This is a genomic window from Sphingobium sp. MP9-4 (assembly GCF_005281675.1).
GTDB classification, from domain to species: domain Bacteria; phylum Pseudomonadota; class Alphaproteobacteria; order Sphingomonadales; family Sphingomonadaceae; genus Sphingobium; species Sphingobium yanoikuyae.
The window spans coordinates 1-12,544 of record NZ_LUFI01000086.1 but is presented as its reverse complement, the minus strand read 5'-3'; the positions used below and the strand labels follow the sequence as shown (position 1 = coordinate 12,544).

Below are 12,544 nucleotides of genomic sequence, written 5' to 3'. Positions count from 1 at the left end.
ATAGAACCAACGCCGCGCCGTCGAGACCGGCGGCAAACACGGCGGAAGCATCCGCCACGAGCTGCCGCCACGCAACAGATGCAGGATTGCCTCGACAATCCGCCTGAATGACCACTTGTGCGGCCGCCCTACATGCGAGGGCGGCGGAAAGAATGGCTCGAGCAGCGCCCATTCGGCATCGATCAAATCGCTTGGCCGCCAAGTCTGCACGCACATACTGCGTTTCAGTGGTATCGGCCCACATCGTTGATTTCCTTTAGTTTTTTGCAATACCGCTGAATCAACGACAGGATGCACTGTCAGTATAACCCACTGATACGAATCAACTTAATTTCGGAGCAATCTCTGAGATCGAAACGATGGCCGCCCAGCGGGACGGATGATCCGCCTCGTGGCACTGCACCATCCGCACCGCCCGCGCCCAGCCTTCGGGCGAGCAGCCCGCCACGCTCGCGTCCGCGATCACATAGCCGCGCCCGTCCCCGCCCAGCCCGACCACGACGATGCCGCACGCATCGCCGCCCGCCGTCGCCGGCGGATCGACCGCCACCACCACCCGCGCCAGCACGCCCGGCACATGCCGCACCCGGCACGCCTCCAGCGCCGCGCGGGTCCACAGCGCCCCTTCCGCCTCCTCGATCAGTTCGCCATCCAGTTCCTGCCGCCCCAGCCGCGTGCCACCATAAAGCCGCGTCACATCATCGACAAAGCCCGCCGCCAGATGCGCTGCATTGTCCGCCGTCCGCCCCCGCGTCAGGACCACATCGGCGCCATCTCTCGCCACCAGCGCCCGCACGAGCGGCACCGGGCGCGGCGTCGTCGTCGCCACCACGCGCGGATCATGCCCCAGCCGCATCGCCATCATCATATTGTCCCAGGCCGCCTGCCCGCCCGGCCATTTGCCGATCTCGTCGGCCCAGCCATGGCTGAACTGCGGCCCGCGCAGGCTTTCGGGCTCGGCCGCGCCGAACAGCCGCGCCTGCGCGCCATTGGGCCAGGTCAGCGTGCGCAGCGCCGGGGCATAGGCCGGCCTTGCCCACCAGGGCGCCACCGCCAGCAGGCCGCTCGCCCCCTCCACCATCACGCTGCGCGCCTCGCCCAAAGTCGCACCGACCAGCGCGATCCGCGCCTCGGGATCGCCCTCGGCAATGGCGCGCACCCATTCCGCCCCGGCCCGCGTCTTGCCGAAACCGCGCCCCGCCATCATCAGCCAGATGCGCCAGTCGCCCGCCGGCGCCAGTTGCGCGGGACGCGCCAGGAAATGCCAGTCCCGCCCCAGCCGCTCGGCCGCATCGTCGCTCAGCCAGCGCGCCAGCTCGGGCCAGGCCGCCGCCTGCTCGACCCAGTCGCAATCGGCCATCTGCATCCCCGCCCCCTCTCCCCAAACAGCGCGCAACAAAAAAGGCCGCCCGCAGGCGGCCTTCCCGAAAATCTCCGCGCCTCCGCGCCTCCGCGCGAACCAAATCCTATTTACGCGGCGCCATCCCGCCAAAGGTCACCAGGCTCTCGGCCCCGTCCTTGGCCACCGCCGCGACGCCGATGAAATGATCGTCGACCACGATATCTTTCAGCACCGTCTGCGTCGCGCCGGTCACGACCCGGCTGTCGCTCCAGTCCTGCTTGTCCGCGCGCCGCCAATAGACCTTGTAAGCCGTCGCCCCCGGCACCGCGTCCCAGAAGACCCGCGTATCCATCGACAGCGCGCCATCGAGCGACACCGTCGCCGGCGCCGCGGGCGCATCGGCCAGCCGCCGCAAGGTCGCAACATTGAGCGCCGTCACCTTCGCCAGATAGGGAAAGTCCATGCCATCGACCGTGTCGCCATAGACCCGGCCATTTTCGGTGCGCAGGTCCTGATGCTGCCGGTCATAATTCTCGATCCCCACCGAAAAGCGCACCGCCGGGAAGCCCAGGTCCAGGAAGGGCGAATGGTCGCCGCCGCGCCCGAACCGGTCGAACCGCCGCACCGCCAGCACCTCCAGCCCGATCTTCGGGTCCGCCTGCGCAATGCCGTCGATCGCCTTGGCCAGCGCCCGCGACGGGCCGTCATCCTCGCCGCCGATCGCCCGGCGCGTCAGGTTCGCCTTGGCGTCGTCGCCCGCGCGAATGCCTTCGGAGAACACCCGCACGCGATCCGCAACCACTTGCCCATTCTGGCCCACCGTGTTGCCGACAATATCATTGTTCAGCATCGCCCGCACATGCCAGCCGCGCGCCTTGGCCGTGCTGGCAAGCAGCTTGCCGCCCCACAATCCCTGCTCCTCGCCCGACAGCAGCGCATAGACGATCGTGCCGTTGAATTTCTGCCCGGCCAGCACCCGCGCCGCCTCGATCACCAGCGCCGTGCCCGACGCATTGTCATTGGCGCCCGGCGCATCGCTGGTGATGTTCATGACATCGGTCACGCGGCTGTCGATATGGCCCGCGACGATCACCACCTCGTTGGGATCACCGCTACCCTTCTGGATCGCCAGCACATCGACCACCTCGACGCCATCGGGCGCGCGCGGGCCCGTGAAGCGATCCGCCACCGTCTCGACGCTCAGACAGCCGCCACAGCCCTTGCCGATCTTCTCGAACTCGGCCTTGCCCCAGGCCCGCGCCGCACCGATCCCGCGCTTGGGGTCGGTCGCACTCGACAGCGTATGACGCGTGCCGAAACTGACCAGCTTCTCGACCGTCGCCTTCAACCGCGCCGCATCGGGCGCGGACGGCGCGGCGGGTGCCGCCAGCACTGGGGTTGCAAGGGCCGAAGCGGCGGCGAGCAGGATCAGTTTCTTCATCTGACCAGTCTCTTAGAGGCTTTTCCCATCAGGTAAAATCATCTGATCGTTCATCCTCGACAGGCCGGCCCGCCATCGTCAGGCAGATGCCAGCCCCGCTTCCCGTCGCCGGACCTGATGCCCGATCGTTTTCCAGTCCAGACGGATATCCTCGCCTCTTCCATGCACGGCAATCGCCGTCCCAATGGCGATGAGGGCCAGCATCAGACCGCCCAGCGTATCCACCAGATAATGGCCGCCGACCGGCACGGCCGATGCGAACATCACCATGTTCAGCAGCAGAAACGGCCAGCGCAGCCAGGGGAAGGGCCAGAAGGCAAATATCAGAAGGATCGCCGATGCCGCATGAAAACTCGGCATGGTGATGATCCCCGTCAGCGCATCGCTATCCAGCGTGGCCTTAGCCCCGGACCGCAGTTCCTCCATCAACGCCTCCAAATGCCAGGAAGCCCAGGCGGTCGCACCCGGCATCTGCGCCGGATCGACATTATAATGATGGAATGCAGCCACCGCCGGAAAGAAGGGGAACATCACTATCGTCAGCAACAAACACATGCCCCAGGCGGTCATGAACCGATAGGCCAGCGCTGGATGCCCCAGCCCGCAAAGCAGCAATATCGCCAACTGCGGTTGCCAGTTGATCGCGGCATAGGCGTGGATCAACAAGGTCGCGATCCGCGGACTGGCCTGAAACCACGCCATCATCGCCAGCCAGTCGAAATATAGCGCACGGTCCGCTGCGGCCAGCATCGTATCCGCATAGGGCAATGCCGTTCGCGCCAGCGCCGCACAGCCCAGCGCAGCTGTCGCTGCCATGAAGTAGAACAGCCCGGTAAGCACCAATATATGGCCCAGCCGCTGACCGCTCCCTTCCCGCGCTGCCATGGCGGCATTCCCGGATGGCGTGCGGCGAAGAATATAAAGTCCGCTGGCCAAGAATATGATGATTGCAACATAGAGCGGCGCCAGATCCACGATGTCGACATGGAAGGACTGCACCGTCGCGGCAGCCGCCAGCAGGATCGTCATCAGCATCGCGAGCAGAATGACCGGCCATGAATGCCGAAAATCGTGGAGACATCCCGCGCACACGCTGCGCACGCGAACGACAATATTGCCGATCACCAAAACCCCCACAGATCTTTACCCCGCAGAGGCGGCTATAGCCAATCCATGTATGAAACATTAAGAAACAAATATTGTCATCATTGAAAACTGCACGTTCTATATTGTCCACCGCATAATATAGTGAGCGGCACACCGCGCGCCTTCATTCCTCCATCATCCGATGCGCCGCCATCACCGCCGGATCGTTGTTGATCACATGCAGATAGGCGGTGCGTTCCGCCGTCCCACATTGGCGCTTTGCCAGCCCGCCGCCTTCCGTTCAGCCGGCGTCCGCCGCATCGCGGCGCCAATGCACGATCGTCACCGCCATCAGCGGCAGCACCAGCATCGGCAACGCCGCCATCGCCTTCGCCACCCACGGATGCGCGACCAGCCATTCCATCATCAGCGCGACCAGCACCGTCCCGCTCCAGAACAAGGCCCCGCACAAGGCCAGGCTGGCCAGGACGATCCCGATCCGCATCGTCATTCTTCCACCACCCGCTGCGCCGCGATCACCGCCGGATCGCTGTCGATCGCATGCAGATAGGCGGTGCGCTCGGCGGTCCCGCGCTTCAGCTTCGCCAGCCCGCCCACCTGTTCCGGCGTCAGCATGATCCGCACATAGCCGCGATCAACCAGGCACTGGTCCAGCGCCGCCTGCAACTGCGCGCGCACGTCGCTGCGCGTTATCGCCTGATATTTCGCGCCGAAATTCGCCGTTCGCCGCGCCACATTGGCATCGTCATGATGCATGCCGATATTCGCCGCCGCCATCAGCGGGCTGGCATCGCTATCGCCACCATAGGTCCGCAGGATCATCGTCAGGTCGACCATGCTCAGTGCATCCAGCGCCTGCGCCGTCTCCGGTCGCACCGTCACCGCCCTGTCCCGCGTCGCCTCCGCGCAGGCCCCTGCATCGCCGGCATAGTCGGCCAGCGACACGCCCGCCTTGGCCCAGCTTGTCGGCGGCGCGCCGCGCGCGCCAGCGCGCAGCATCATCACCATCGGCGCCACCAGCATCAGCGCCATCCTGCTCCGGGTCACACGCCGCATCCTCGCCTCCTCAGCCCCAATGCCCGTTCAGTGCCGCGCCCTCGCCCAGCGCCCGATCATCCAGATATGCAGCGCATGGATCGCCACCATGCCCGCCGCGATCGCCAGCAGCACCGGGATCACCAGCCCCTCCTGTCCGGCGCGCGGCGGCACCCACAAAGCCATCGCGCCCACGGCCAGGATCAGCATCGTCCCCAGCACCGGCGTGAAGGCCAGCGCCACGGCCCGCGGCGCATGCCAGCTCACCGTCCCGGTCAGCGTCCATTGCATCGGCAGCCGGTCGATCGCCCGGAACCGCCAATCGGCGCGCACCGACAGCGCGATCATCGCCCCCGCCGCCAACAGGATCAGCCCAACCAGCATCGCCCGATCTCCAAAGCCTCGTGCTCAGACTATCAGAGGAAGCGCCCAACCGCAAAAGCCCGACGCTCAAAGCTCAGGCCTGCACCTCATCATCCGACCGCCTCACCCAGTCGGGCGGGGGCCAACTTCATGGCCCCCGCCCTTGCTCGATCAAGCCGCCACAGCGAAGGTCGAGCTCAGATTCTGGAATTGCGCCACGCTGTTGCCGGCCACATCGTCGCAGCAGGACTTGCCGCTGACCCCGACATTGACATGATAGCCGGTATGATTGGCGTCCGCGATCCCGGCGGGGTTCAGTTCCACACCGCAATAATTGTTGGACGAACTGACATGCGTGATGACCCCGCTCAGGTCGATACCCCGTCCGCTCGGGTTCGACGCAGCGACGTTGCCGCGAATGAACAGCCCGTCGAACGCCGTCCCCGACGCCGGCCCTTCGCACACGATCCCATTGCCGCTGCCATATTTGGCTTCATTGTTGGTGATGGAAATACCGCGCACAATGCCGCTGTTCGACCTGATCTTCGCCGCAGCCGCCGTGCTGGCCGACAGCCAGTTGCCGTCGACCAGAAGCGTGTAGACCCGCCCGCCATTTTCCGGCTCGACCAGGACAGCGATGGTGGAAGTATCCAGATTATTGCCGATCAATTTGCCGGTTCCGGCATATTGACTACTGCCGACGGGCTTGATCGACACGCCGATTTCATGCCGCACGGAACTGTTGAAGCCGATGAAATAGACATCGCACCAGCCGATCCGGATGCCGACCGCCGCTTTGTCCTTGTCGTCGGAGACCTGCAGATGATTGCCGCTCAATGTCGCGCCATGGACATAATATTGGTTGCCGATGACGATGCCGGAACCGGTCCGCACGGTATTGAAAATCGTGTTGCCCGAAATGACGGGATGCTGCGCATAGTCGACATTGATCGCCAGGAACTGGTTGCGGAAGATATTGTTGGTGATCACGGGGCCGATGACGGCGCCCAGCAGGTTGGGATCACCCGCAATATTGATGGCGGCGCCACTGGTCCGCGCGATGGCACTCGACACATCAAAGGTCACTTCCGAGCAGGAGAAGCCCTCCACGCCGCTACCGACCTTCAACAGGTCGCCCGTCGCCGAAAGAGCAATGAATTTGCCTCCATTGATGAAGCGAACCGGCTTGTCGATATTGACGCTATTCAGAAGGCCATAGGGCCGCCCCTGCATATCGACCACGCCACCGCCAGACGGCAGCGCCGCGATGGCGCTGTTGAAAGCAGCACTGTCATTGGCCACGCCATCACCGACAGCACCATAACTGATGGGAGAAACAACCGTCATGCAAAGCTCCTAATATAATGATTTAACTGGACAAATCTTCTTGAAATCACTCCTTCAACATATTTTGATTGCAACGATGAAAGGGGCGAGCCGCGCCAAAGCGGCGCACACACAAATTGCGCGCGGCCGTCGCCGGATATTCTGGATATTTGCAAAGACTCACGTCGCGCGGATCGCCCATCGGCGCCTCGCCACGACCATCATTCAGCGACTATGGCGCACGCCAAAATCGTAACTCACGTCCCCTCCGCCGCGCGGCGCCGGCGTATCTCTGCCAGCACCCGCTCGACGCTGGTGATCGCTTCGGGGCTGCCGTTTTCACAGGCTGGGGACAGGCCTGAGCCGAGGCGCAGCATCATTCTCGCTTGCGAAAGCGTGGCTGACGAAAGCCCGCAGAGGGCCTCGCAGTCAGAACGCCCATCGCCTCCTTCGTCAGGCCTGGCCAGCCACGGCCAGGTCGAGGCGATTGATCAGCTTGAAACCGATATATTCGTCCCGTCGATAGCTGCGGTGCATCACATCACCTCGATCATGTCGATAACAGACACTCCAATAGCGCAACATGCGGCGCTTCACCCGGCTCCAGCAGCTTGGCTCTTCCATAGGGGACACATGCGTGACGGGCATGTCATAGCCGCCATGTCGATAATAGGCGTCCCAATAGCTCATCACGCGGCGCTTCGTGGTCCGCCAATAGGCTGGATTTTCAGCAATGAAAGCGGCCAGCACCGGCGTCATTTCCGGCGTGAGACCGGCCGCTATGTCTTCCAGTATCTCCACGATATATTCGCCGATCAGCGCGACGATGAACGGGGCGGCCCAGGGCTGAAAATCGCCGATCAGATCGCGCGCGGCAACCTGGCGCAGGAAGCCATCGCTGCTGCGCGTCTGCAACGCGCGCGCCAAACCCCAGGCCGGATCGCCCTTGCTCAATCGCAGCCGGTCAGTGGCAAAATAGAGGCGCGCCGGAATCAGCACAGCCTGTCCTTCAGCCTGGACCGCAAATCGCTCCGTCCATTGTCGACTTGTCAGCGCCCGAACCACCGCTTCCCCGGCCGACAGAGCCATGGAGCGATGCGCCGGCGCAAATGCCTCCGCCAACATCAATCCATCGATTTTCGTCAGCATCGCCTGATCGCCCATGGGGGAACATTAGAGCATTTCCCAATCAGGTGGAATCACCTGATGACCCGGAAAACGCGTCAAAACAGGAGCATAGAACAGTCGCGCCGAGGCAGTCGGATCGAAATCTGCTCAAGCGCTATCCGTTTATGTCGCGTGCGCCTGCCTAAGATGCCAGCCTTCGCTGGCATGATCGAAATGGGGTGGTCCGCAATCCCCCTTCCCGCCCCCGGATCAAAAGCTGTTCTCAATCAGGTGGCAGCCGATAGGATTTCACCTGGGCTCTCGGAAAATTGATGGCTGTCACCTGATCATAGGCGTTGCCCATCAGCACGCGAACCGATTGCGGCTTTTCCGAAAGATAGAAGCCGACCGCACCCGATCCGGCGCCAAGGCGTGTGTCGCGCTGCATTATCACGATTGCGCCCAGCACAGGATCCTCGATCTCCCGGCCCCAATTCTCCCAGCTCAACGCGCGGCCGGGCGCGGCCGGGCAAGGCTTGCCCACCTGCTTGAACGTCCAGCACATGAAGGATCCGACCCATGGAACCGCGTCATCGGCAGGCAGGCCCGCGGCCTTGTTATAAGCGACGATGCGCGGATTGCTTTCCGGCCCCGGAATTTCCCGCTGCCCTATCTCGCCCTGGGCCACGCGCATCCAGGCGGCAGCCTTCGTCTTCGTCGCGGCCTCGACCAAAGAGGCATCCTCTGCCGTATAATTGGTCGCACTCGCCGTGCTGGCGATGACCGGCGGGGGGACCGCCTGCCCCTCATCGACATTGGCCGTCGCGCGCAATTTGGACAGATAGTCATCGGACAGCGCGATATAGCCGGCCTGGGCAAACCACAGGAGGTTGAGCGCACGCTGGCGGGCTTGCACATTCACATCCGCATTTGACGGAACATCACTCGATTTCAGAATGATATTCGTTTCCAGCTCGCGTCTTTTTATGGCGTAGTCGGCGGCCTTGCCCAGTGCCGTCCCGATCAGCCCCAGCGCAGCCCCCATCAACACCACGCCGGTCGGCGTCAGCAGGAAATGAAATCCATCAGCTGTCGCGGTTCTTTTCCGCAGTTCAAAATCAGCTTTCTGAAGTTCCAGCTGCTCGCGCGCCAGTTGCTGATCTCGCCGCTTCAATCGCGCATCAATGGCGATCTTGGATCGCGCCAATCGGTCTTGATCGTTCACGACAACACCTCGATCAGCACATGGATATTCACCGAATCATCTTCAATACATCATCAATATTATCCCGACCCCCGTCTACACGTAGTAATACATGCCCATTTTTGCGACAGTGCCGCGAAAGCGCTGCCCCAGCGCGCCATCCATCGAAGATCCCCGCACGGAAAGCCGGCGCCGCGCACAGGCCCTCCCCCTCACGTCCCCGCCGCCGCGCGGCGTCGGCGTATCTCCGCCAGCACCCGCTCGACGCTGGCGATCGCTTCGGGGCTGCCCGGTCCGGTCGCATCGCCCCGCGCCGCCCGGCGCGCCGCGACCTGGGCCGCATGCAGCTTCAGCAATTGCAGCCCCAGCGACGGATTGGGCGCGCGCTTGACCTTGCGGGTCTTCACCGCACCCTCGCCATCCTCGATGATTTCCTCGCTCTCGCAACCATGCAGCGCCAGCCGGATCAGCATCGCCTCGATCTCGCCATAGCCCTGCTCGATCGCCGCATCCCAGTCGCGCGCAAATTCCGCGTCGCGCTGCTTCAGCCCATAGGCCGCCTGCCGGCTCTTCCCCACGGTCCGCGCCGCCTCGCTGACATTGCAGGTCTCGGCCAGCTCCGCCAGGAAGCGCGCGCGGTCCTTCTGCGCCCAGCCATCCCTGCGCACCTGTCGCAATTGCGTCCGCACCCCCTCGCCCGCCGCCTGCCGCTGCGCCACGCGCTCCGGCCGCCCGGCCGCCCCCTTTCGCGCCGCCATCACCCTCTCCCCCGATTGTCCCGAACCATCGCCCCGCCGAGCGACCACGCGCCGCACGCCGCCATCGGCAGCAGCCCCGCGCCACCCCGCCGCTCGACGGCTCCCCGCACACCGCCCCGACAGCGCCAGCTTCAGCTTCAGCCCCGCGCGCTCGCCCAACGCAAAAGGGGCCGGCCCAACCGAACCAGCCCCTTTCGCCTCACCTGATGGCAATATCCGTCAGCATCGCATCACGGCGCCGGCATTCCAAAAGCCCCGCACCGTCACGCACCAGCCCTCAAGGACCGACTGCCAATCCTGACCTGGAAGACCAGCCCAAAGACCCAGCCCAAAAGCCGCCCTCGAAGACCCCGCCTTCCACAGCCCAGCCGACCCATCGCGCCACCACCGACCGACGCCGACGAGTCGCAATTATCGACTTTCCTCTTCTCTGCCCGATCAGCGTGACGATGTCAAGCAAAATGTTCCATATGGGTTATACAGCCTTGCCCAGCATCCGCGCCTCCTGCGCCATCGCCCCGGCAAAGCTCGGCCGCGCCCGCAATCCGTCGAGCCAGGTCTTCACCCTGGGCCAGCGCCCGTCCTTCAACCCGTTGCTGCAATAGCAGACATTGATCAGCGGACAGGCCACCGCAATGTCGGCCAAAGTGAAGCGATCCTCCACCAGCCAGCCGCTCTCGGGCAGAACCGCCTCCAGATAATCATAGATGCCCGGCATCTTCTCTGCCTCAGCCCGGTCGGCACGGGCCGGGTCATGCGGCATGTCGAGCAGCTTGCCGACCACCCGGTTGAAGAAGATGTCGACGCCCACCGGCTGGGCGATGGTGTCGGCAAATTCCTCATACCATATCGTCCGCGCCCGCGCCTTCGCCTCGGTCGGGATCAGGTTCGGCTCGGGATGCAGCGCATCCATATAGGTTATGATCGCGGACGAATCGCTGATCGCGAAATCGCCGTCGACCAGGGCCGGGATCTTGCCAAAGGGGGACGCCCGCTCGAACGCCTCGCCGCCCTTGCCGAACCCGGCCGGCCGCACCTCGACCGCAATCCCCTTTTCCGCTGCAAAGACAATGACCTTGCGCACAAAGGGCGACGGCCGCGCGCCATAGATGATCATGCACCCACTCCTGCTTTTCTGGTGGTGGAGCGCCGATCCTGCCAGACCAGTCGCATATTGCAACGGTCCAGTCCCGTCCTGCCCGGCCCTGACCGCGCAATCCATTAGGTGTTCGACCGGAATTTCCACGCCCCCGCAAATCGGAAAGCCTTTGCAGGGGCAATCCGGGATGGGGGCGGTCATGGACAGACGCGCGTTTCTGGCGACGATGGCGGGCGCAGCGGGTGCGGCCGGCCTGGTCAGCTGCCATCAGGCCAGCGGCAAGCCGGCCGCCCTCATCCATCCGCGCCGCACCGCGCTCGCCGGGGAAGCCTGGGCCGATGCCGATGTCGTCGTCTATGGCGCCACCCCCGCCGGCGTCATCGCCGCGGTCAGCGCCGCCAATCTGGGCGCGTCGGCGGTGCTGATCGGCGGCTGGCGCGAAATCCAGCCCGGCGGCATGCTGGCCGGCGGGCTCAGCTGGACCGACATACGCGATATCGATGCGGTCGGCGGCTATGCCCGCACCACCATGGCCGCGCTGGCGGCGGCGGGCGGCATGCCGGGCAATCGCTACGCCTTCGACCCGGCCGTTGCTGCCCCCTATTTCCGCGACCTGCTCGATGCCGCCGGGGTGCCGGTCCTCTGGTCGGACGGGGTCGAGACCGTCGACCGGACCGATCGCGCCATCCGCGAGATCATCACCCGCTCGGGCGTTCGCGCCCATGGCCGCATCTTCATCGACGCCTCCTATGAAGGCGACCTGATGGCCCGCGCCGGCATCAGCACCAGGGTCGGGCGCGAAGCCGCCGACCGGGCCAATCCCTATAATGGCTATCGCGGGTCACGCTATGAGCTGCTGACCCGGACCGATCCGCCGCAGAAGGACAATATCCTGCCGATCAACCCTTTCGTCGACCAGCCGTCGGGCCGCCTGATCGCCGGGGTCGATCCCGCGCCGAACCGACCGGTCGGCGCCGCCGACGATGGCGTGCAGGCCTATTGCTTCCGCCTGACCATGACCGATCGGCCCGAACTGCGGCTCGACCTGCCCGCCACCGCGCCCGATGGCTATCGCGAGGCCGACTATGAACTGCTGTTTCGCGATTTCGACCGACGCCGGCGCGCCGGCCAGCTCTATGGCCGGGACTGGCATTTCGCCCGCGATCTGGTGAAGGCGGACGAGGTCGCGCCGGGCATCTACGACATCAACAATCGCGGCACCATGTCGCTCGACGCGGTCGGCCTCAACCGCGCCTATCCGGCGGCCGACTATGATGCGCGCGAACGCATATGGAAGGCGCATGAAAATTATATTCGCGGCTGGTTCCACGCCATGGCCCATGGCCGCGATCCCCGCATTCCCGCCGGGCTGCAACGCGATGTGCGCAACTGGGGCCTGGTGCGCGGCCGCCACACCGATTGCCATCCCGCCGACACGCCCGGCTGGTCGCCCCAGCTCTATGTGCGCGAGGCGCGCCGGCTGGACAATGGCCTTGCCTGGTCGGGCCGGGACGTGTCGGATATCGATGGCGTGCCCCCGCGCCTCCCCTCGATCGTCGCCATGGCCTCCTACTGGCAGGACAGCCACGCCGCCAGCCGCATCGCGGTCCGGGACGAACGGGGGCAATGGGGCATCGTCAACGAAGGCCATTTCATGCTGCCCGCCGGCGGCAAATATCAACGCTCGCCGCTGCCCTTCGAACTGATGGTGCCGCATCGCGACCAGTGCACCAACCTCATGGTGCCCTTCTGCGTCGCCGCG

At 64.7% G+C, this 12,544-nt stretch carries 11 protein-coding genes and 2 pseudogenes; 1 reads left to right on the top strand and 12 read right to left on the bottom strand.

Features of this window, described 5'->3' with window-relative positions:
• From A0U87_RS23825 to A0U87_RS23770, 12 genes and pseudogenes are all read right to left on the bottom strand, one after another.
• A pseudogene (locus A0U87_RS23825) lies at nt 1-244 on the bottom strand (transposase); the annotation flags it as partial.
• A gap of 165 nt (nt 245-409) precedes the next feature.
• Nucleotides 410-1,366 (bottom strand): annotated as a pseudogene (locus A0U87_RS23820) (terminase family protein); the annotation flags it as partial.
• A 100-nt stretch (nt 1,367-1,466) separates the two neighbouring features.
• Nucleotides 1,467-2,783, bottom strand: a complete 1,317-nt coding sequence (locus A0U87_RS23815; protein WP_048938277.1) for a M28 family peptidase — start codon at nt 2,781-2,783, stop codon at nt 1,467-1,469.
• A gap of 78 nt (nt 2,784-2,861) precedes the next feature.
• A complete protein-coding gene (locus tag A0U87_RS23810) occupies nt 2,862-3,818 on the bottom strand; it encodes a phosphatase PAP2 family protein (protein ID WP_107917565.1) in 957 nt (318 codons plus the stop codon).
• 352 nt (nt 3,819-4,170) lie between these two features.
• Nucleotides 4,171-4,380, bottom strand: a complete 210-nt coding sequence (locus A0U87_RS23805; protein ID WP_048938275.1) for a hypothetical protein — start codon at nt 4,378-4,380, stop codon at nt 4,171-4,173.
• Nucleotides 4,377-4,946 (bottom strand): hypothetical protein, encoded by a 570-nt coding sequence (locus A0U87_RS23800; RefSeq protein WP_048938274.1) that lies wholly within the window; start codon nt 4,944-4,946, stop codon nt 4,377-4,379. Before A0U87_RS23800 ends, A0U87_RS23805 begins: the two co-directional genes overlap by 4 nt.
• Nucleotides 4,947-4,973: 27 nt before the next feature.
• A complete protein-coding gene (locus tag A0U87_RS23795) occupies nt 4,974-5,309 on the bottom strand; it encodes a hypothetical protein (RefSeq protein WP_048938273.1) in 336 nt (111 codons plus the stop codon).
• A 150-nt stretch (nt 5,310-5,459) separates the two neighbouring features.
• Nucleotides 5,460-6,635 (bottom strand): hypothetical protein, encoded by a 1,176-nt coding sequence (locus A0U87_RS23790; RefSeq protein ID WP_048938272.1) that lies wholly within the window; start codon nt 6,633-6,635, stop codon nt 5,460-5,462.
• 432 nt (nt 6,636-7,067) lie between these two features.
• Nucleotides 7,068-7,613 (bottom strand): hypothetical protein, encoded by a 546-nt coding sequence (locus tag A0U87_RS23785; RefSeq protein WP_164488893.1) that lies wholly within the window; start codon nt 7,611-7,613, stop codon nt 7,068-7,070.
• Nucleotides 7,614-8,004: 391 nt separating this feature from the next.
• Nucleotides 8,005-8,946, bottom strand: a complete 942-nt coding sequence (locus A0U87_RS23780) for a TIGR02594 family protein (protein WP_048938270.1) — start codon at nt 8,944-8,946, stop codon at nt 8,005-8,007.
• 191 nt (nt 8,947-9,137) lie between these two features.
• Nucleotides 9,138-9,683: a hypothetical protein gene (locus A0U87_RS23775; RefSeq protein WP_048938269.1), complete on the bottom strand. Its 546-nt coding sequence runs from the start codon at nt 9,681-9,683 to the stop codon at nt 9,138-9,140.
• 475 nt (nt 9,684-10,158) lie between these two features.
• Nucleotides 10,159-10,800 carry a glutathione S-transferase family protein gene (locus tag A0U87_RS23770; RefSeq protein WP_048938268.1) on the bottom strand — a complete coding sequence of 214 codons (642 nt, stop codon included), beginning with the start codon at nt 10,798-10,800 and terminating at the stop codon, nt 10,159-10,161.
• A gap of 181 nt (nt 10,801-10,981) precedes the next feature.
• Here A0U87_RS23770 and A0U87_RS23765 point away from each other — a divergent pair.
• Nucleotides 10,982-12,544, top strand: a 1,563-nt coding sequence (locus A0U87_RS23765; protein ID WP_240700630.1) for an FAD-dependent oxidoreductase, incomplete at its 3' end; no start/stop codon positions are given.